The sequence below is a fragment of the Micromonospora aurantiaca ATCC 27029 genome (assembly GCF_000145235.1).
In the GTDB taxonomy this organism is placed as follows: Bacteria; Actinomycetota; Actinomycetes; order Mycobacteriales; family Micromonosporaceae; genus Micromonospora; species Micromonospora aurantiaca.
Map to the genome: position 1 here is coordinate 6621469 of NC_014391.1, position 20439 is coordinate 6641907.

Below are 20439 nucleotides of genomic sequence, written 5' to 3' on the forward strand. Positions count from 1 at the left end.
CCGAAAGTGCAAGATCAACGCCGGACGGGGCGGCGGAGGGAGGGCGGCGGGAGGTGGGCCGCGTTATGGGCGGGTCAGGTCCTTGGCGAGGAGTTCGGCTATCTGGGCCGTGTTGAGGGCGGCGCCCTTGCGGAGGTTGTCGCCCGTCACGAAGAGGTCCAGAGCGCGGGGGTCGTCCACCGCGCGGCGGATTCGGCCCACCCACGAGGGGTCGGTGCCGACGGCGTCGATCGGCATCGGGAACTCCCCTGCGGCCGGGTCGTCGACCAGGATCACGCCTGGCGCGTTGCGCAGCACCTCACGGGCGCCCTCGGCATCCACCTCGGTGGCGAAGACCGCGTGCACGGCGACCGAGTGGCCGGTCACCACCGGCACCCGTACGCAGGTGGCGGACACCTTGAGGTCGGGCAGCCCGAGGATCTTGCGCGACTCGTTGCGCAGCTTCATCTCCTCGGAGGACCAGCCGCCGTCGGCGAGCGAGCCCGCCCACGGTACGACGTTCAGCGCCAGCGGGGCCGGGAACGGACCCAGCTCGTCGCCGACTGCCTGTCGCACGTCACCGGCGCGGGAACCGAGCACCCGGTCGCCGGCGATCTTGCCGAGCTGGAGGTGCAGCGCGTCCACGCCGGCCTGGCCCGCCCCGGAGACCGCCTGGTACGACGCGAGCACCAGCTCGCGCAGCCCGTACTCGCGGTGCAGCGGCGCGACCGCCACGATCATCGCCAGCGTGGTGCAGTTGGCGTTGGCGATGATGCCCTTGGGCCGGTTGCGTACCTGCTCGGGGTTGATCTCGGGGACCACCAGCGGGACGTCGCGGTCCATCCGGAACGCGCCGGAGTTGTCCACCACCACCGCGCCGCGCGCGGCGGCGACCGGGGCCCACTCCGCGGAGACGTCGTCCGGCACGTCGAACATCGCCACGTCGACGCCGTCGAGCGCGTCGGCGGTGAGCGCCTGGACGGTCAGCTCCTCGCCCCGGCACTGCACGCGCCGGCCGGCCGACCGCTCGGAGGCGAGCAGCCGGATCTCGCCCCACACGTTGCGCCGGGAGGAGAGGATCTGGCACATCACCGTACCGACGGCACCTGTCGCCCCGACCACGGCGAGGGTGGGCAGCGACGCCATGGCGCGTTACCGCCCGGTGCCGGCGTAGACGACGGCTTCGGTGTCACCACCCAGCTCGAAGGCGTCGTGGATGGCGCGGACCGCCTTGTCGAGGTCGGTGTCGCGGCAGACCACGGAGACCCGGATCTCCGACGTGGAGATCATCTCGATGTTCACGCCGGCCGCGCCGAGGGCGGCGAAGAAGCCGGCGGCCACGCCCGGGTGCGAGCGCATGCCTGCGCCGATGAGGGAGACCTTGCCGACGTGGTCGTCGTACAGCAGGCCCTTGAACTTGACCGACTCCTGGATCTTGCTGAGCGCGGTCATCGCGGTCGGGCCGTCGGCCTTGGGCAGCGTGAACGAGATGTCCGTGCGGCCGGTGCCCTCGGTGGACACGTTCTGCACGATCATGTCGATGTTGATCTCCGCGCCGGCCACGGTGTCGAAGATCGACGCGGCGGCGCCCGGCTCGTCGGGCACGCCGACGATCGTGATCTTCGCTTCGCTGCGGTCGTGGGCGACCCCGGTGATCAGTGCCTGTTCCACAGGAAGGTCCTCCATCGATCCGGTGACCATCGTGCCGGTGTTGGTCGAGTATGACGAACGGACGTGGATCGGCAAGCCCGCGCGCCGCGCGTACTCGACGCTGCGCAGGTGCAGCACCTTCGCGCCGCAGGCGGCCAGTTCCAGCATCTCCTCGTACGTGATCTGCTTGATGTGCCGGGCGTTCGGCACGATGCGCGGGTCGGCGGTGAAGATGCCGTCCACGTCGGTGTAGATCTCGCAGACGTCCGCCTCCAGCGCGGCGGCGAGCGCCACGGCAGTGGTGTCCGAACCGCCCCGCCCGAGCGTGGTGACGTCCTTGGTGTCCTGCGAGACGCCCTGGAAACCGGCGACGATGACCACCGCGCCCTCGTCCAGCGCGCCCTTGAGTCGCCCCGGGGTCACGTCGATGATCCGGGCCCGGCCGTGCACCGAGGTGGTGATCACGCCGGCCTGCGAACCGGTGAACGAGCGTGCCTCGTACCCCAGGTTGTGGATGGCCATGGCCAGCAGCGCCATGGAGATCCGCTCCCCGGCGGTGAGCAGCATGTCCAGCTCACGGCCCGGCGGCAGCGGGCTGACCTGGTTGGCCAGGTCGAGCAGCTCGTCGGTGGTGTCGCCCATGGCGGACACCACCACCACCACGTCGTCGCCGGCCTTGCGCGCGGCCACGATGCGCTCGGCCACCCGCTTGATCCGCTCGGCGTTGGCGACGGAGGACCCGCCGTACTTCTGCACCACGAGTGCCACGACGGTGCACTCCCTCCCAGCGACGACCCTGAGCGTGCCGACGCCGCCGGTTCTCTCGGTCCGGCGGCGCGTGTCAGACCGCCTCAGCCTATCGGGCGGGCCGCGAGGCCGGGTCGGGTGATCCCACCATCCGGCCCCGCCGTGGGGCGGCTCACCAGCCCGGAAGTACGCGACACGCCAAGCGGTACAGCCGTACGGTGGGCTGACCTGGACCCTCCCCACGACGCAGAATGAGCCGGTGCACGCTCATCGACGTGCGGCCCGCCGGCTGACCGGCGTGCTCGCGCTCACCCTGCCGGTACTGCTGGCCGCCTGCGACGGCGGCCACCCCGAGGCGGCGCCCACCGGCACCGCCGACCCGGTCCCGGTGCAGGTCGACGCCGCCCGCGAGGAACTGGCCGGACTGGCCGCCGCGGCGCAGGACCGGCACCTCACCGCCACGTACGCGTTCGCGCCCGCCGAGGGCACGCCCCGCACGGTGTCGGTGACCAGCGCCAACGACGGCAGCTGGCGGGTCGACGTGCCCGGCTGGGGGCACGCCGGCACGGTGGACGTCTCGCTCGCCGGCACGTCCGACGGGCTGTTCCAGTGCGCGCTGCCCTCGGCCGGCTGGGCGCAGGCGGCGACCTGCGTCCGCCTCGGCGACGCCGACGACGCGGTGCCGCGCCGGCTCGACCCCCGGGTGCAGCACCCGTTCACCGACTGGCTGGAGGTGCTCACCGACCGGCGCGCGCCGCTCGCGGTGTCCCCCGCCGAGCCGCTGCCCGGCGCCACCGGCCCCTGCTACACGGTCGACAGCACCTCGGCATCGCTCAACGCGCCGCTGGACGTGGGCATCTACTGCTTCCGGGAGGACGGCACACCGGCGGCGGTACGGGCCGGATTCGGCACCCTGACGCTGACCGGCGAGCCCGGCGCCGCGCCGGGCACCGTCGAGCTGGCCGGTGCGGTGACCGACGGCGAGCCGGTGGGACGGGACGCCCCGAGTCCGGGGACCCCGTAGCCGGCCCCGATCCGGTGACTCTGATCCCATAGTCCGGACGAGCCTTCCCACTGCACGTCCCACCACGTAGGGTGACCTTGTCATGTGGCGCGCGTACCTTCTCCTTGGCTGCCGCGACGAGGCCTGACCGGCCGGCACCTCGTCGCGGAGTCGCTACGCGCCGTCCAGCACATCCGATCTTCTTCTCGGCACCGCCGCGCACCGTCGCCCGGCAGCCCGCCGACACCTTTCCGATCTGCTGACGCCACATGTTCCAGGGAGCACTCCGAGATGGCTCAACCTGTCACCGAGACCGATCCGTTCGCCCGCCAGCGCCCCAGCCGGATGCCGGTCCACCGCTACGTTCCGTACGACAGCGAGTTCGGCGTCGACCTGCCGGACCGCGCCTGGCCCACCCGCCGCGTCGAGGCCGCGCCCCGCTGGTGCGCAGTCGACCTCCGCGACGGCAACCAGGCCCTGATCGACCCGATGTCGCCCGAGCGCAAGCGGCGGATGTTCCAGCTCCTGGTGCAGATGGGCTACAAGGAGATCGAGGTCGGTTTCCCGTCGGCGAGCCAGACCGACTACGACTTCGTACGGCAGCTGATCGAGCAGGACCTGATCCCCGAGGACGTCACCATCCAGGTGCTGACCCAGTGCCGGGAGCACCTGATCGAGCGGACCTTCGAGTCGCTGCGCGGCGCGCACCGGGCCATCGTGCACTTCTACAACTCCACCTCGACGCTGCAGCGCCGGGTGGTCTTCGGCCTGGACCGCGACGGCATCACCGACATCGCCACCCAGGGCGCGCGGCTGTGCCAGAAGTACGCGGAGATCCACACCCCGGACACCGAGATCCACTACGAGTACTCGCCGGAGTCGTACACGGGCACCGAGCTGGAGTACGCGCTGGAGGTCTGCTCGGCGGTGATCGACGTGATCGACCCGACGCCGGACCGCAAGCTGATCATCAACCTGCCGGCCACCGTCGAGATGGCGATGCCGAACGTCTACGCCGACTCGATCGAGTGGATGCACCGGCGCCTGCCCCGGCGGGACAGCCTGGTGCTGAGCCTGCACCCGCACAACGACCGGGGCACCGGCGTGGCCGCCGCCGAGCTGGGCCTGCTGGCCGGCGCCGACCGGATCGAGGGCTGCCTGTTCGGCAACGGCGAGCGCACCGGCAACGTCGACCTGGTGACGCTGGGCCTGAACATGTTCTCCCAGGGCATCGACCCGATGATCGACTTCTCGAACATCGACGAGGTCAAGCGCGCGGTCGAGTACTGCAACCAGCTGCCGGTGCACGAGCGCCACCCGTACGCGGGCGACCTGGTCTACACCGCGTTCTCCGGCTCGCACCAGGACGCGATCAACAAGGGCTTCGCCGCGCTGAACGCCGACGCGGCGGCGGCCGGGGTGCCCGTGGACGACTTCACCTGGGCGGTGCCCTACCTGCCGATCGACCCGAAGGACCTGGGCCGCACCTACGAGGCGGTCATCCGGGTCAACTCGCAGTCCGGCAAGGGCGGCGTCGCGTACATCATGAAGACCGAGCACCAGCTCGACCTGCCGCGCCGCCTCCAGATCGAGTTCTCCGGTGTGGTGCAGCAGGTCACCGACCACGACGGCGGCGAGGTCGAGCCGGGCGCGATGTGGGAGATCTTCGCCCGCAACTACCTGGTCGACCACCAGGTCGACCCGGCCGTGAAGCTGGCCGAGTACACGATCGGCACCGTCGACGGCAAGGTCGAGATCGACGCCCGCGTCGGCTTCGGCGGCGAGACCCGCCAGCTCACCGCTGTCGGCAACGGCCCGATCGACGCGTACGTCAACGCGTTGCAGTCCCTGGGCGTGGCGGTACGCGTGCTCGACTACCACGAGCACGCGCTGTCCTCCGGTGGGGACGCGCAGGCCGCCGCGTACGTGGAGTGCGAGGTGGACGGCCGCACCGTCTGGGGCGTCGGGGTGGACGCGAACATCGTCACCGCCTCGATCAAGGCGGTCACGAGCGCGGTGAACCGCACCCGCGCCTGAGGTGCTTGAGGTGTAAGGAAGGGCCCCTTCTTAACGCATTCTGCATAGGAGGGGGCCCTTCTTAACGCCCGCGCCCGAATGGCCCGAGTGTTAACAAGGGGCCCTTCCTCTACCGGAGGCGTTAAGAAGGGGCCCTTCCTTCCCCCCGCCGGGGGCGGTGGATCAGCACGGCGGCGAGCACCGCGCCGGCCAGCAGCAGCCCCGCGCACCACGCCAGCGCCCCCCGGTACGCGTCGGCAAGCGCGCCCTTCTGCTCGTACCCGGTGCCCGACAGCCCCACCAGCAGCGGCAACGCGGCCACCGCGAGCAGACCACCGGCCCGGGACGCGGCGTTGTTGAAGCCGCTCGCCACCCCGGCGAACCGGTCCGAGACGGCGCCGAGCACAGATGTGGTCAGCGGCGCCACCACGAGCGTGAGCCCGGCGCCGAACAGCGCCACGCCCGGCAGCACGTCCACCCAGTACGACGCACCCGGCCCGACCCGCCGCAACAGCAGCAGACCCACGGCGGCGATCACCGGGCCGACGGTGAGCGGCAGCCGGGGGCCGATGCGGGCCGACAGCGCGCCCGCGCGCGGCGAGCCGACCAGCAGCAGCACAGTCATCGGCACGGTGGCCAGGCCGGTGAGCAGCGCCGACCAGCCGACCACGTTCTGCAGGTAGACGGCGAGGAAGAAGGTGAACCCGCCGAGCGCCGCGTACACGACGACTGTGAAGACGTTCAGCACGGAGAACAGCCGGCTGGAGAACAGCCCGGTGGGCAGCATCGCGGTGTCGCCGCGCCGCCGCTCGACCAGCACGAAGACCACCACGGCGACCACCCCGAGCACCGCCGCGACCAGCACCGCCGGGGAGTCCAGGCCGCGCGCCGGGGCGTCGATGAGCGCGTACGTGACACCGCCGAGCGCGAGCGCGCCGAGCAGCGCGCCCGCCACGTCGAACCGCCGCCGCCCGCCCCCGGTACGCGAGACCTCCTCGTCCCGGCTCTCCGGCACCCAGCGCAGCGCGGCGAGCACCACGCCGACGGCCAGCGGCAGGTTGACGAAGAAGATCCACCGCCAGGAGAGCGTGTCGATCAGCCAGCCGCCGAGCAGTGGACCGAGCGCGGTGGACACACCGGACAGCCCGGACCAGGTGCCGATGGCCCGGCCCCGGTCGTCCGGGTGGAAGCTGGCCTGGAGCACGGACAGCGACCCGGGGGTGAGCAGCGCCCCGCCGGCGCCCTGGAGGAACCGGGCGGCGACGAGCCAGCCGGTGTCCTGGGCCAGCCCGCAGAGCACCGACGCCACAGCGAACCAGACCACGCCGAGCAGGAAGACGCGCCGCCTGCCGAACCGGTCCCCGAGCGCGCCGCCGAGCAGCACGAACGCGGCGAGCATGAGCAGGTAGCCGTTCACGGTCCACTGGAGACCGGCGACTGTGGCGTCCAGTTCGGCGCCGAGCCGCGGCAGCGCGACGTTGACGACAGTGCTGTCCAGGAACACCATGCCGGAGGCGAGGATCGCGGCGAGCAGCGTGCCGCGTCCGGCGGCGGAGCCGGTACGCAGCGCGGGAGCGGGTGCGGTCACGTCTCACCACTCTGCCCGCCGCCCACCGTCGACGCCACGAATCGCGGAAACCGCCGCCGGGTACTGTGCGGACTCGCCCGGAGCACGCAAGCTGGAGAGGTGTCGTCTGTGCGTACGAGATCAGGAGCCCGAGCCGGGCTGGCGGCCGCGCTGAGCGCGGTGCTCGCCCTCGGCGTGGCCGGCTGCGACGTGTCGGTCACCGAGCCGGAGGCGCCGCCCAGTGCCACCGGGAACGTCAACAAGCAGCTCGGTGAGCTGACAGTGGCCACCGCCGGGTCGATGAAGGGCTACAGCCGCTCCCGCTTCCCGCACTGGCGGGATACCGGCAAGAACTGCGACGTCCGCGACAGCGTGCTGCAACGCGACGGCGAGGGCATCAAGCTGTCCGGCTGCAACGTGGTGGGCGGGCGGTGGGAGAGCGTCTACGACGGGGTGGTGCTCAACGATCCGTCGGACGTGGACATCGACCACACCGTGCCGCTGGCCGCCGCGTGGCGTTCGGGCGCGGACGAGTGGGACGACTCGAAGCGCGGCGACTTCGCCAACGACCTGACGCGGCCGCAGCTCATCGCGGTTTCGGCGCGGTCCAACCGGGCAAAGGGTGACCAGGATCCGTCCCAGTGGAAGCCGCCGAACCGGTCGTCCTGGTGTCAGTACGCGGCGGACTGGGTGACGGTCAAGCACTACTGGCGGCTGACTGTGACAAGTGCCGAGAAGGCCGCTCTCACCGACATGCTGGAGGGCTGCACATGGGCGAGCAAACCGTGACCGGGCCGGACGCCACACCGGCGCCGGAGGCAGACGCCGCACCGGCCCCGGAGTCGGCACCGGCGGGTCCGGCCTCGGCCGGGATGACGGCGGACGGCCGGCAGCCGGCGTCCGCGGACGTCGCCGGGGCGGGCATGACCGCCGACGCGGTGCCGGGCGCACCGGCCGGGGGCGCACCGGGCGGACCGGCGGACCGCACCTCGGACATCACCGCAGGTCCGGGCGGGGTCATGACCGACGAGGTGGGCGTGGTGACCGGCGAGTTGACGCTGCGCACCGAGCACGCCGACGGCCGGGTGACGCTGCGGGTGCAGTACAAGGACGCCGACGAGTGGTACGCGGTCACCGGCGGTTCCGCGCCACTGGCCGACCCGGCCGCGCTCGACGCCGTGCACACGATCGCGGTGGGCCTGCTCAACCGCCCCGAGGGCTGACCGACCGACAAGGCGCGCCCCCACCCGGCCCGGGTGGGGGGCGCGCTTCGTCGTGTCAGACGTACGATCCGGGCTCGCTGGGCGCGGAGACCACGCCCGGCTCCTCGCCCTCACCCTCCGGCCGGGTGATCTTCGCGGTCACCTCGTGCGGGCGCAGCTCACCGGCGGCGATCTTCTCGGCCCAGTGGCAGGCCACCCGGCTGGCGCCGATCTGGCGCAGCTCCGGCCGCTCGTCGGCGCAGCGGGTCGGCTGCGCCCACGGGCAGCGGGTGTGGAACCGGCAGCCCGACGGCGGGTTCGCGGGCGACGGCAGGTCGCCGGCGAGGAGGATGCGCTCGCGCCGGTCCTCCACGTCCGGGTCCGGCACCGGCACCGCCGACATCAGCGCCCGGGTGTACGGGTGCAGCGGCTCGGTGTAGAGCCGGTCGCTCGGCGCCTCCTCCACCAGCGCGCCCAGGTACATCACGCCGACGATGTCGGAGATGTGCCGCACCACGGCCAGGTCGTGCGCGATGACCAGGTAGGTCAGGCCGAGGCTGTCCTGGAGTTCGTCGAGCAGGTTCACCACCTGCGCCTGGATCGAGACGTCCAGCGCGGAGACCGGCTCATCGGCGACGATCAGCTCCGGGCCGAGGACCAGCGCGCGGGCGATGCCGATGCGCTGGCGCTGGCCGCCGGAGAACTCGTGCGGGTAGCGGGACAGCGCCCACTTCGGCAGGCCGACCGCGTCGAGCGTCTCGCCGATGATCCGCCGACGGTCGTCCCGGTTCGCGCCGATGCCGTGGGTCTGGAGGCCCTCGGTCAGGATCGACTCGACGTTCTGCCGGGGGTCCAGGCTGGACATCGGGTCCTGGAAGATCATCTGCATCCGGCGGCGCATCGCGCGCAGTTTGCCGGCGGGGAGCGTGGTCAGCTCGACGCCGTCGAACTTCACCTCGCCGCTGGTCGGCGGGTTGAGCTGGAGCAGCGCCCGGCCGAGCGTGGACTTGCCGCAGCCCGACTCGCCCACCAGCCCGTACGTCTTGCCGCGCGGGATGCTCAGGTCGACCCCGTCGACCGCCTTGACGTGCCCGACCGTGCGGTCGAAGATCACGCCCCGGCGGATCGGGAAGTGCACCTTCAGATCGCGGACCTCGACGAGGATGTCGTTGTCGCTCATGGGGTCTCCTCCTCGCGCGGAGCCGGTCCGAAGCCGGGCACGGCGGGCGGGTCGGCCGGCTCGGCCTGGGCCGGCACCGAACCCGGTTCGGCGGTCGTCGGCGCGGTCGTGCGCGCGTCCGCCTCCGGGGTCAGGCCGGGGACCGGCACCGGGTTGACGCAGCGGTAGCTGCGCGCGTCGTGGGTCAGCACCAGCTCCGGCGGCTCGCCCACACACGCGTCGACGCGGCGGGCGCAGCGCGGGGCGAACGCGCAGCCGTCCGGCCAGGGCAGCACGTCGCGCACCGAGCCGGGGATGGGGTTCAGCCGTTCGCCGCGGCCGGCGTCCAGGCGCGGCACCGAACCGAGCAACCCCTCGGTGTACGGGTGCCGGGGCTGGCGGAACAGCGGACGACGGGTGGCCGTCTCCACCACCCGGCCGGCGTAGAGCACGTTGATGGTGTCGCACATGCCGGCCACCACGCCGAGGTCGTGAGTGATCATCACCAGTGCGGTGCCGGAGTCCCGGACCAGGTCCTTGAGTAGCTCCAGAATCTGCGCCTGGATGGTGACGTCGAGCGCGGTGGTCGGCTCGTCGGCGATCAGCAGCCGGGGCTGGCAGGCGACAGCCATGGCGATCAGCGCCCGCTGCCGCATGCCGCCGGAGAGCTGGTGCGGGTACTCCTTGAGCCGCCGCCGCGGGTCCGGGATGCCCACCCGGTCGAGCAGGGCGGCCGCCTCCTTGGTGGCCGCCTCGCCCTTCATGCCCCGGTGCCGGGCCAGCACCTCGGTCACCTGGAGCCCGATCGGGATGACCGGGTTCAGCGAGGACAGCGGGTCCTGGAAGATCATCGCCACGTCCCGGCCGCGGATGTCGCGGCGGGACCGGTCGTCGAGCTGGAGCAGGTCGGTGCCGTCGAAGACCGCCTTGCCGCCCACGCGCAGGCCCGGCTGCTTGGGCAGCAGGCCCATGATGGCCAGCGACGTGACGCTCTTGCCGCAGCCGGACTCGCCGACCAGGCCGACCACCTCGCCGGCGTCGACCGAGAAGGACACCCCGTCCACCGCGTGCACGGTGCGCTGCCCACGACGGGCGAACGTGACGGAGAGGTCGTCCACTTCGAGCAGTGCCATGACTGACTGACCTACTTCCGCAGCTTTGGATCGAGGGCCTCGCGCATCGCCTCACCGAGCAGGGTGAACCCGAGCGCGGTGATGATGATGCCGAGCGCCGGATAGATCGCCAGGCCGGGCCGGATGCCCAGGTACGGCTGCGCGTCGGCGAGCATGACGCCCCACTCCGGGATGGCCGAGTCGGGGTTGCCGAGACCGAGGAAGGACAGCGCGGCCGCCTCGATGATCGCGGTGGCCAGCGTCAGCGTGGCCTGCACGATGACCGGGGCGATCGAGTTCGGCACCACGTGGGTGAGAGCGATCCTGGAGCGCTTCACGCCGAGCGACGTCGCGGCCAGCACGTAGTCGCTGTTGGCCTGCGCGATCATCGAGCCGCGCAGCAGCCGGGCGAAGATCGGCACGGACACCACACCGACGGCGATCATCACGGTGGTGAGGCTGGCGCCGAGCAGCGCCGCGATGCTCACCGCGAGCAGCAGGCTCGGCATGGCCAGCAGCATGTCGATGAAGCGCATCAGGGTGGTGTCGATCCAGCGGCCCCAGCGCCCGCCGAGCCCGGCCGCGGCACCGGCGACGCCGCCGATCAGCGCGCCGACCGCGAGGCCGATCAGGGTGGAGACCACGCCGACGAGCAGCGTCTGCCGGGCGCCGACGATGAGCCGGCTGAACTCGTCCCGGCCCTGGTGGTCGAAGCCGAGCCAGTGGTCGGCGGAGACGCCGGGGATGATGCCCTGGCCGGACTTGACCAGTCCTTCGCGGATGCCGATGGAGTCCGTCGGGCTGTACGGGACGAGGAACGGCCCGATGACGGCGACCAGGACGAAGACCGCCAGGATGATGACGCCGATGACGGCCGCCGGGTTGCGCCGCAGCCGGCGGAACGCCTCCTTCCAGAGGCTCACCCCCTGCTCGTCGTCGCGGGCGGCCAGCTCGGCGAGCCGGTCGATCTTCTCGCGCTTCTTGCCAGTGGTGATGGTCATCGCACCCTCACCCTCGGGTCGATCACGCTGTAGGAGAGGTCGACCAGGAGATTCACCAGCACGTACACCACCGCAATGATCATGATGAAGCCCATCAGCACCGGGTAGTCGCGTTGGCTGATCGACTCGGCGACGAACGCGCCGATGCCGCTGAACGCGAACACGGTCTCGGTGAGCACCGCGCCGGAGAGCAGGAGACCGGTCTGCAGGCCGATCGAGGTGGCCACCGGCAGCATGGCGTTACGCAGCACGTGCCGGCGGCGTACGGTCCGCTCGGTCAGGCCCTTGGCCTCGGCGGTCCGGACGAAGTCCTCGTTGAGCACCTCCAGCACGCTGGCCCGGGTGATCCGGACGATGATCGCGAGCGGGATGCTGGCGAGCGCGATGCCCGGCAGCACGAGGTGCCAGAGCGCGTCGGCGGCGGCGTCCCACTCGCGGGTCATGAGCCCGTCGAGGACGAAGAAGTTGGTGACCCGGGTCGCCCCGATGGTCGGGTCCTGCCGGCCGCTGGAGGGGAACCAGCCCAAGTTCTCCGCGAAGATCGCCTTGAGCACGTACGCCAGGAAGAAGACCGGGATGCAGATGCCGATGAGCGATCCGCCTACCGAGGCGTGGTCGAGGAACCGGCCCCGACGGCGGGCGGCCAGGTAGCCGAGCGGGATGCCGATGCCGACCGCGAGGATCATGGCCATCACGGTCAGCTCGACGGTGCCGGGGAACCGCTCCACGAACTCCGTGGTGACGGCCCGCTTCGTACCGGTCGAGGTGCCCAGGTCGAGCCGGATCATCCGCCGCAGGAAGCGGGCGTACTGGACCAGGATCGGCTCGTCGAGGCCGAGGTTGCGCCGGATGGCGGCGCGCGTCTCGGGCGTGCCCCGTTCTCCGAGGATCGCGGTCTCGGGCCCGCCGGGAAGTCGGTGGAGCCAGATGAACAGCAGGACGGAGAGCCCGAACAGCGTGGGTATCAGCTGTAGCAGGCGTCTGATGATGAACCGGAACACGGGCGCCTCGGAGGGTGTGCGGAGGGGTGCGGGCGGGCGCTGTGGTCACAGCGCCCGCCCGCGTACGGTGCCTTCAGATCACTTGAACTCTGCGGTCGCGTACCGCTCGTCGGTGAGCGGGCTCGCCTTGATCCCGGTCACGTCCTTGCCGAACACGATCGCCGGCGGGGAGTGCGAGATCGGCACGCCCGGCAGGAAGTCCATGATCGTCTTGTTCAGTGCCTTGTACTTCTCCGTACGGGCCGCCGCGTCAGCGGTGGTGTCGGCGTCCTTGAACTGCGCGAAGAGCTGGGGGTTGTTGAAGCCCCACTCGTCCTTCGGGCGGTCGAAGAAGGTGCCGATGAAGTTGTACGCGTCGCCGTAGTCACCGGTCCAGCCGAGGAAGTGCAGGTCGTGCTTGTTGCCGGAGGTGGTGGCGTTGAGGTAGTCCGGGCTCCACTTCAGCGGAATGGCCTGGACGTTGATGCCGACCGCCTTGAGGTCCGCCGAGAGCAGCTCGAAGATGTCCTTCGGGTTCGGCATGTACGGCCGGGTGACCTCGGTCGGGTAGTGGAACTTCAGCGTCAGGTTCGACGCCCCGGCCTCGGCCAGCAGCTGCTTGGCCTTCTCCGGGTTGTAGTCGTACTTGGTGACGTCGCCGTTCCAGCCCTCGACGGTGTCCGGGAAGAAGTTCATCGCGACCTTGGCGCCCGGGGGCAGCTTCGAGTCGACCAGGGCCTGCCGGTTCAGCGCGTGCGCGATGGCCTGCCGGACCTTCAGGTCGGCCAGCTTAGGGTTCCCCTTCTGGTTGATCGCCAGGTAGAGGATGTTGAAGGCGGGCCGGGTGAGGACGTTGAAGCCCTCCTTCTTCAGCGGCTCCACGTCCGCCGGGCCGACCAGGTCGTAGCCCTGGATGTCACCCGAGCGGAGCGCCTGCTTGCGGGCGTTCTCGTCCGAGATCGTCTTGAAGATGATGGTCTTCAGCTTGGCCTTGTCGCCGTAGTAGTCGTCGTTGCGCTCGATGGTGAGCGACTTGTTCGCGATGTCCCACGCCTTGAACTTGAACGGGCCGGTGCCGGTCGGGTGCTCCATCGCGTACGCCGGGTACTTGATGTCCTCGGCCGTGCCGGTCACGTTGCTGGCGTCGTACTGCTCCATCGCCTTGGGGCTCTGGATCGAGAACGACGGCAGCATGAGCGCGGCCGGGATCTTGCTGGAGACCCGGGTGAACGCCAGGTCCACAGTGGTGGCGTCCTTGGCGGTGCAGGACTTGAAGAGGCTCGGCGGCAGGTCCGGGTTCTCGTTCTTGGCGAACCCGCCCATGACGTCCTGCCAGTACGCGGTCACGTCCGGGCTCTGCATGAGGCCCTTGGCGTTGTACCAGCGGTCGAAGTTGGCGCAGACGGCCTCGGCGTTGAAGTCGGTGCCGTCGTGGAACTTGACGCCCGAGCGGAGCTTGAACGTCCAGGTCGTGCCCGCCGCATCCGGCGTCCAGGACTCGGCGAGGCCCGGCGTCACCTTGGTGCCGCCCTCCTCCGGACGGACCAGGGTCTCGAAGACCTGGCGCGCCACGCGCAGCGACTCACCGTCGCTGGCGAAGCTGGGGTCGAGCACCTTCGGGTCTCCGGCGACGCCGAAGACGAGGGTGTCCTTCTTGCTATCTCCGGAGCCACTCTCACGGTCGCTCTCGGCGCAGCCTGCAACCGCGAGGGCCGCGACCGCGATGGCCGCGATTGCGACCTTCGGCCTGGATGCACGCATGGTGCTTCACCTCGTCCTTGGGGGTACGGACAACGTGGTGACAGGGTCACCGATGTGCGCAGACCTTAGCCCTCGGGTGGACGGCGCGGAAACGGGCGGGGGGCGGGTTGGTATCGAATCGTGTCTGTTCCGCAACGAGGCATACGAATCGAAGGAGAATCCCTTGCGCTTCCGATGTTTCGTCGGCTAGAAGGCCGAATTTATTACGTCGATCCGGTCCCGGACGCACGTTCCTGTTAGATCGACGAGCATCCCGTTCCGGCCCGGAGACACGTCCGGCGGGCACCCCGCAGGGCACCCGCCGGAGGCGGCACGACCGGATTCAGACGGCCCGTCGGCCCTCGAAGGCCCGGCCCAGCGTGATCTCGTCGGCGTACTCCAGGTCGCCGCCGACCGGCAGTCCACTCGCGAGCCGGGTCACCGCGATCCCCATCGGCTTGACCATCAGCGCCAGATAGGTGGCGGTTGCCTCGCCCTCGGTGTTCGGGTCGGTGGCGAGGATCAGCTCGCGGACCTCGCCGCCGCCGAGGCGGGTCATCAGCTCACGGATCCGCAGGTTGTCCGGGCCGATGCCCTCCAGCGGATTGATCGCACCGCCGAGCACGTGGTAGCGCCCGCGGAACTCGCCGGTCCGCTCGATCGCCACCACGTCCTTCGGCTCCTCGACCACACAGAGCACCTCGTCGGTACGCCGTGGGTCGCGGCAGATCCGGCACTGCTCCGACTCCGCCACGTTGTAGCAGGTCGTGCAGAACCGGACCAGGTCCTTGACCTTGCGCAGCGCGCCGGCCAGCCGGTTGACGTCGGCCGGATCCGCCGACAGCACGTGGAACGCGATCCGCTGGGCGCTCTTCGGGCCCACGCCCGGCAACCGGCCCAGCTCGTCGATCAGATCCTGGATGGCACCCTCGTACATCTGCCGGCTCAGAACCCGGACAGGCCGAGGCCGCCCATGCCGCCCGCGACCGGGCCCATCTTCTTCTCGGTCAGCTCGCGGGCCGCCTCGGCGGCGTTGTGCACGGCCGCGACCACCAGGTCCTCCAGCGTCTCGACGTCCTCCGGGTCGACCGCCTTCGGGTCGATCTTGATCGCCTTCAGCTCACCGGTACCGGCGACCGTCGCGGTGACCAGGCCCCCGCCGGCGGTGCCGGTCAGCTCCGCCTCGGCCAGCTCGGCCTGGGCCTTGGCGATCTGCTGCTGCATCTTCTGCGCCTGCTTCAGCATCTGCTGCATGTTCGGCTGTCCACCTGGGCGCACGGACCGCTCCTTCTTCCACTCGTCTGCTCGGCCGCGCCCAGCCTAGTCGGGCCACGGCACCGCTGAATCGCGGTCGGCGCGCGCTCAGCGCGCGTCCACCTCGTCGATCTTCTCCGCGCCGAACGTCTCGCGCAGCAGCTGCACCGCCTGCTCCTCGCTCGACTGCCGGGCGGTCCGCTCGTCGATCACGTCGTCCAGCGGCTCGTCGCCCGGGTCGAATCCCTCGTAGGCGGGTGCCGCCGCAGGCGCGCCCCCACCTCGCACCGGGCCGTCGAAGTCCGGGTCGTAGGGCGGCTCGCCCGCCCACTCGGCATCGGCCGTCTTCCGCGCCGGCTGCGCCGCGCGCGGCCCCTTGCCGGGACCACCGCCCGCAGCAGCAGCCGCCGCGGCCGCACGCGCCGCCGCGATCGCGCTGTTCTTCGCCCCCGCCGGCCTCGCCGCAGCGGCAGGCGCCGGCGCCGCCGCGGGTGCCGCAGGCTTGGGTACGACGACAGGCGCGGTAGCGGTAGCCGTGCCCCCGCCCGGACGGGCCGCAGCCGGCCAGTCCTCCCCGTCGCCGCCGCTCGCCGCCGAGGCGGTGCCGGTGGCCGAGGCCGTGCCACCGGGTCGGGCCGGCTCCGGCCAGTCCTCCTCGGTCTGGTCTGCCGCAGGGGTCGCCGTCGAACGGTGCGAGGCGTCGGGCGAACCCGCGCCTGCCCGGCCCGCCGGTCCCCCGGCCTGGCTACCAGTGGCCGGGTTGCCAGTGGCTCGGCTGCCCGTGGCGCTGCCCGAGCCGGACACCGGCTGTCCCGGGGCGCCGCCGACGGCGTCGGTTGCCGGACGTCCGGCGACACCGGAGTCAGGACGGCCTGGCCCGGCGTGGGCCGAACCCGGGCGGCCCGGTCCCGCGTCGGAGCCGGGACGGTTGAGTCCGGAGTCGTAGCCCGGACGGCTCGGTCCCGCATCGGCCGCGTCGGCGTCCGGGCGGCCCTGAGCAGTACCTACCGCCACGGAATCCGGGCGACCGGACCCGGTGTCGGACGCCGGGCCGGACGGGGCGGCCGCCGGGCGGGCCGGGGCGCTCTCGGGCGCGTTGCGGCCCGGTGCGGCGTCGGCCTGCGCGCGGCTCGCACCGGACGGACGGGACGGGCCGCCGAGCGAGGACGCGCCACGCTCGCCCGCCACCTCGCAGCGGATCTGCCAGCGACCGCCCAGTTCCTCGTAGAGCGCGTCGGTCAGCACTGCGGCGTGGTCGGCCATCATCTTCGCCAGCACCGTCGACTTCACGGTCAGCACGAGCGTGTCGCCGTCCAGGTCGCGTACCACCGCGTCCCGCATCAGCGCGGCGATCCGCTTGTTGCTGCGGTTGACCTTGCCGACCACCTCGGGCCACACGCGGCGCACCGCGACCGCGTCGAGCGCGCCGGGATTCGCCGCGCCGGGGCGGGGCGGCTCGGGCGTGGCCGGGTCGGGCATCACAGCGGACGGCGGTACCGGACGTCGGGCAGCGGCGGGAGCATCAGAGGCGGCAGCGGGCGAGCCGGAAGCGGCCGGATCGACGGCGGCTCGCTCGGGAGCGGCCGGGGCGGGGGAAGCAGCCTCCGGGTCGCCTGCCGGCTCCGTCCCGGCGGGAGCCGGACGGGAACCGGGTGCGGCGTTCCGGGCGCCCACCGCAGCGGCGGCAGCGGCACGTGCGGCGGCGGCGCCGGTCGGGGCACCGGCAGCCGCCGGCGTGCCGGCGGAATCCGCGTGGACCGCGGCGGCAGCCGCGCCCGGGGCGGGAGCCGCCGGGCGTACCCCCTGGGTCTGGGTGGGGTGCGCGGGGTCGGCGGCGGCCGGCGGCAGCTCGGCGCCCCCGAGCGTCAGCCGGCGCTCCATCCGCTCCAGGCGCTGGAGCAGGCCGCCGGACGAGTCGTCCGCGCCGGGCAGGAGCATGCGCGCGCAGATCAGTTCCAGCAGCAGCCGGGGCGCCGTGGTGCCGCGCATCTCGACCAGGCCGTTGTGCACGATGTCGGCGCAGCGCGACAGCGTCGCCGGGCCGAGGCGCTGCGCCTGGGCGGCCATCCGCTCGATCTGGTCGGCCGGGCCGTCGATGAGGCCCCTGGCCGCGGCATCAGGCACCTGCTGCAGGACGATCAGGTCGCGGAGGCGTTCCAGCAGGTCGGAGGCGAAGCGGCGTGAGTCGTGCCCGGCCTCGGCGACCCGGTCGACGGTGGCGTACGCGGCGGCACCGTCACCGGCGGCGAGCGCGTCGCACATCTCGTCGATCAGCGCGGCGTCGGTGACACCGAGCAGCGCGGCGGCCCGGGCGTAGCCGACGCCCTCCGGGCCGGCGCCCGCGATGAGCTGGTCGAGCACGGAGAGGCTGTCGCGCATGCTGCCCCCGCCGGCACGCACCACCAGCGGGAAGACCGCCGGCTCGACCTTGACGCCCTCCGCCTCGCAGAGCTGTTCGAGGTAGGGGCGGACCACCTTCGGCGGGAACAGCCGGAACGGGTAGTGGTGGGTCCGCGACTTGATCGTGCCGAGGACCTTCTCCGGTTCGGTGGTGGCGAAGATGAACTTGACGTACTCAGGGGGCTCCTCGACCAGCTTGAGCAGCGCGTTGAAGCCGGCCGACGAGACCATGTGCGCCTCGTCGATGATGTAGATCTTGAAGCGGCTGCGGGCCGGGGCAAAGAACGCCTTCTCGCGCAGCTCACGGGCGTCGTCGACACCACCGTGGCTGGCCGCGTCGATCTCGATGACGTCGATCGAGCCGCCGCCGTCGGGAGCCAGCCCGCGGCACGAGTCACACTGCCCGCACGGCTCGGGGGTGGGGCCCTGCTCGCAGTTGAGGGAGCGGGCCAGGATCCGGGCGCTGGAGGTCTTGCCGCAGCCCCGCGGACCGGAGAAGAGGTAGGCGTGGTTGAGCCGCCCGCTGCGCAGCGCCTGCGACAGCGGCTCGGTGACCTGCTCCTGGCCGATCATCTCGGCAAACGTCCGCGGCCGGTACTTGCGGTAAAGGGCCAGTGCCACCCGTCCCGCCTCCTCTCGACCGAGCCATTCTGCGCCGGTCGGCCCCGGGTGACCACCCACCACCCCGTGACCCGACCCGCAGCGACGTTACCCGGCCCGGGAGACAGAAAGGCCTCCCGTGCACCCGGCAGAGCTCGCTTATCCTTGCTGCCTTCCGGCCCTGGGGAGGTTCACGAGGTACCGCCGCACGGGAGGTGACGCCAAGCCTACCCGAAGGATTGTGGATCTTCCGGGAGGGTGGGGTGGCCCGCCGTCGGGAGACCTGTATCCTGGCTCGCGGAGGATTCGCCTAGAGGCCTAGGGCGCACGCTTGGAAAGCGTGTTGGGTTCACACCCTCACGAGTTCGAATCTCGTATCCTCCGCTCGCAGACGACAGGGCCGGTTCCCGCAGGGGGACTGGCCCTGAGTCGTACTCCGCGGCGCCCCTCACCGGCCGCCCAACTGGTCCCGCCGCCGCTTCAGATAAGCCGTCTCCGCGCTGTTCCCCGCCAGCTCGATCGCCCTGTCGTACGCCGCCCGCGCCTCCCCGCCCCTTCCCATCCGGCGCAATAACTCGGCGCGCGTCGCGTGGTACGCGTGATAGCCCTCCAGCGGCAACCCGTCCACCTCGGCGAGCGCCACCTGCGGCCCGTCCAGTTCGGCGACCGCCACCGCCCGGTTGAGCCGCACGATCGGCGACGGGTCGACGCGTACCAGATGGTCGTAGAGCGCGGCGATCTGCGCCCAGTCGGTGTCCCGCGCGTCGCGGGCGTCGGTGTGGACGGCGTTTATGGCGGCGAGGATCTGATAGCGGCCCGGCGGCCGTCCGGCGGCGATGCACGCGCGGACCAGGGCGTGCCCCTCGGCGATGAGTTCGCGGTCCCAGGCGCTGCGGTCCTGCTCGGCGAGGACGACGAGTTCGCCCGTCGCGGAGACCCGGGCGGGCCGGCGGGCCTCGGTGAGCAGCATCAGCGCCAAAAGCCCGGTGGCCTCGTGGTCGTCGGGAATCAGCGTACGGACCAGCCGGGTGAGCCGGATCGCCTCGGCGGTCAGGTCGGCGCGGACCGCCTCCTTGCCCGGATCGGAGGCGAGATAGCCCTCGTTGAAGATCAGGTAGAGAACGGCGAGCACGCCGGTGACCCGGGCCGGGAGGTCCTCGCGGGACGGCACCCGGTACGGGATCCCGGCCGCCTTGATCTTCGTCTTGGCCCGGGTGATCCGCCTGCTCATGGCGGCCTCCTGAACCAGGTAGGCCCGCGCGATCTCGGGCACGGTGAGCCCGCCGACCAGGCGCAGCGTCAGCGCCACCCGCGCCTCCATGGCCAGCGCCGGGTGGCAGCAGGTGAAGATCAGGCGGAGCCGGTCGTCGTCGATGGCACCGAGCGGTTCCGGCACGTCGGCCAGCATCAGCGCCTCCCGGTGCTTGTCCTCCCGCCGGCTCTCGCGCCGGATCCGGTCGACGGCCCTGCGGTACGCGGTGGTGGTGAGCCACGCGCCGGGATTCGGCGGTACGCCGTCGGCCGACCACCGCTCGACGGCGGCGGCGAACGCCTCGGCTGTCATCTCCTCTGCGACGTCGAGATCGCCGATGCGCCGGGCGAGCGTGGCAACCACCCGGGCCCACTCCTCGCGGTGGACCCGGGTGAGCGCCTCGCCGACGTCGCTCACGCGCCCAGGAACGGCCGCAGCTCGACCCGCCTGTTGCACCGCTGCGACGCCAGCGCGGCGAGCGGCAGCGCCACGTCGAAGTCCGGCGCCTCGATGATCCAGAACCCGCCGACGTACTCCTTCGTCTCCACGTAGGGCCCGTCGGTGAGCAGCGGACTGCCACCCCGCGCGTCCACGACCGTGGCCGTCTCCGGCGCCGCGAGCCCACCGGCGAAGACCCAGTGGCCGTCGGCTCGCAACCGCTCGTTGAACTCACCGATCGCGGCCATCTCCGCGTCGGTGGCCGAGCCGGTCGTGTCGTCGAGTACGGAGATCAGGTACTGCGCCATCGGTTCCTCTTTCACTCTCGCCGGCCGCGGG

The 20439-nt window shown here is 71.8% G+C and carries 17 protein-coding genes, 1 tRNA gene and 1 other RNA gene; 5 read left to right on the forward strand and 14 right to left on the reverse strand.

Annotated features, from left to right (window positions below; genetic code table 11):
• Positions 1–63: 63 nt before the first annotated feature.
• Both MICAU_RS29610 and MICAU_RS29615 read right to left on the reverse strand, forming a co-directional pair.
• Complete coding sequence (locus MICAU_RS29610; RefSeq protein WP_013289038.1) at positions 64–1125, reverse strand: aspartate-semialdehyde dehydrogenase; 1062 nt, start codon at positions 1123–1125, stop codon at positions 64–66.
• Positions 1126–1131: 6 nt separating this feature from the next.
• Complete coding sequence (locus MICAU_RS29615) at positions 1132–2397, reverse strand: aspartate kinase (RefSeq protein WP_013289039.1); 1266 nt, start codon at positions 2395–2397, stop codon at positions 1132–1134.
• Positions 2398–2635: 238 nt separating this feature from the next.
• Between MICAU_RS29615 and MICAU_RS29620 the strand changes: the two genes are divergently transcribed.
• Positions 2636–3400 (forward strand): hypothetical protein, encoded by a 765-nt coding sequence (locus MICAU_RS29620; protein ID WP_225319527.1) that lies wholly within the window; start codon positions 2636–2638, stop codon positions 3398–3400.
• Positions 3401–3670: 270 nt separating this feature from the next.
• Positions 3671–5416, forward strand: coding sequence for a 2-isopropylmalate synthase (gene leuA, locus MICAU_RS29625; protein WP_013289041.1), 1746 nt, complete (start codon positions 3671–3673; stop codon positions 5414–5416).
• Between the two features lie 121 nt (positions 5417–5537).
• Here leuA and MICAU_RS29630 read toward each other — a convergent pair whose 3' ends face one another.
• Positions 5538–6983 carry an MFS transporter gene (locus MICAU_RS29630; protein WP_013289042.1) on the reverse strand — a complete coding sequence of 482 codons (1446 nt, stop codon included), beginning with the start codon at positions 6981–6983 and terminating at the stop codon, positions 5538–5540.
• Between the two features lie 108 nt (positions 6984–7091).
• On the opposite strand from MICAU_RS29630, the gene MICAU_RS29635 reads away from it, so the two are divergent.
• Both MICAU_RS29635 and MICAU_RS29640 read left to right on the forward strand, forming a co-directional pair.
• The gene (locus tag MICAU_RS29635) at positions 7092–7751 is read left to right on the forward strand and encodes an HNH endonuclease family protein (protein WP_013289043.1); all 660 of its coding nucleotides are present in this window, start codon (positions 7092–7094) and stop codon (positions 7749–7751) included.
• A complete protein-coding gene (locus MICAU_RS29640; protein ID WP_013289044.1) occupies positions 7733–8185 on the forward strand; it encodes a hypothetical protein in 453 nt (150 codons plus the stop codon). The genes MICAU_RS29635 and MICAU_RS29640 overlap by 19 nt, the downstream gene beginning before the upstream one ends.
• 55 nt (positions 8186–8240) lie before the next feature.
• On the opposite strand, the gene MICAU_RS29645 is transcribed toward MICAU_RS29640, so the two are convergent.
• The 9 genes from MICAU_RS29645 to ffs form a co-directional block, all read right to left on the reverse strand.
• Positions 8241–9344 carry an ABC transporter ATP-binding protein gene (locus tag MICAU_RS29645; RefSeq protein WP_013289045.1) on the reverse strand — a complete coding sequence of 368 codons (1104 nt, stop codon included), beginning with the start codon at positions 9342–9344 and terminating at the stop codon, positions 8241–8243.
• The gene (locus MICAU_RS29650) at positions 9341–10456 is read right to left on the reverse strand and encodes an ABC transporter ATP-binding protein (protein ID WP_013289046.1); all 1116 of its coding nucleotides are present in this window, start codon (positions 10454–10456) and stop codon (positions 9341–9343) included. Before MICAU_RS29650 ends, MICAU_RS29645 begins: the two co-directional genes overlap by 4 nt.
• Before the next feature lie 11 nt (positions 10457–10467).
• Complete coding sequence (locus MICAU_RS29655; protein ID WP_013289047.1) at positions 10468–11436, reverse strand: ABC transporter permease; 969 nt, start codon at positions 11434–11436, stop codon at positions 10468–10470.
• Positions 11433–12437 carry an ABC transporter permease gene (locus tag MICAU_RS29660; protein ID WP_013289048.1) on the reverse strand — a complete coding sequence of 335 codons (1005 nt, stop codon included), beginning with the start codon at positions 12435–12437 and terminating at the stop codon, positions 11433–11435. Before MICAU_RS29660 ends, MICAU_RS29655 begins: the two co-directional genes overlap by 4 nt.
• Before the next feature lie 78 nt (positions 12438–12515).
• Positions 12516–14177 (reverse strand): ABC transporter substrate-binding protein, encoded by a 1662-nt coding sequence (locus MICAU_RS29665; protein WP_013289049.1) that lies wholly within the window; start codon positions 14175–14177, stop codon positions 12516–12518.
• A 322-nt stretch (positions 14178–14499) separates the two neighbouring features.
• Positions 14500–15093 (reverse strand): recombination mediator RecR, encoded by a 594-nt coding sequence (recR, locus tag MICAU_RS29670; RefSeq protein WP_013289050.1) that lies wholly within the window; start codon positions 15091–15093, stop codon positions 14500–14502.
• Positions 15094–15101: 8 nt separating this feature from the next.
• A complete protein-coding gene (locus tag MICAU_RS29675; RefSeq protein WP_013289051.1) occupies positions 15102–15410 on the reverse strand; it encodes a YbaB/EbfC family nucleoid-associated protein in 309 nt (102 codons plus the stop codon).
• A 108-nt stretch (positions 15411–15518) separates the two neighbouring features.
• The gene (locus tag MICAU_RS29680) at positions 15519–18431 is read right to left on the reverse strand and encodes a DNA polymerase III subunit gamma and tau (RefSeq protein WP_013289052.1); all 2913 of its coding nucleotides are present in this window, start codon (positions 18429–18431) and stop codon (positions 15519–15521) included.
• A 107-nt stretch (positions 18432–18538) separates the two neighbouring features.
• Positions 18539–18628: signal recognition particle sRNA small type (ffs, locus tag MICAU_RS31605), an RNA gene on the reverse strand.
• 81 nt (positions 18629–18709) lie between these two features.
• Here ffs and MICAU_RS29685 point away from each other — a divergent pair.
• Positions 18710–18794, forward strand: a tRNA-Ser gene (locus MICAU_RS29685).
• 64 nt (positions 18795–18858) lie between these two features.
• Here MICAU_RS29685 and MICAU_RS29690 read toward each other — a convergent pair.
• Positions 18859–20079 (reverse strand): RNA polymerase sigma factor, encoded by a 1221-nt coding sequence (locus tag MICAU_RS29690; RefSeq protein ID WP_013289053.1) that lies wholly within the window; start codon positions 20077–20079, stop codon positions 18859–18861.
• The gene (locus tag MICAU_RS29695; protein ID WP_013289054.1) at positions 20076–20408 is read right to left on the reverse strand and encodes a YciI family protein; all 333 of its coding nucleotides are present in this window, start codon (positions 20406–20408) and stop codon (positions 20076–20078) included. Before MICAU_RS29695 ends, MICAU_RS29690 begins: the two co-directional genes overlap by 4 nt.
• Positions 20409–20439: the final 31 nt, after the last annotated feature.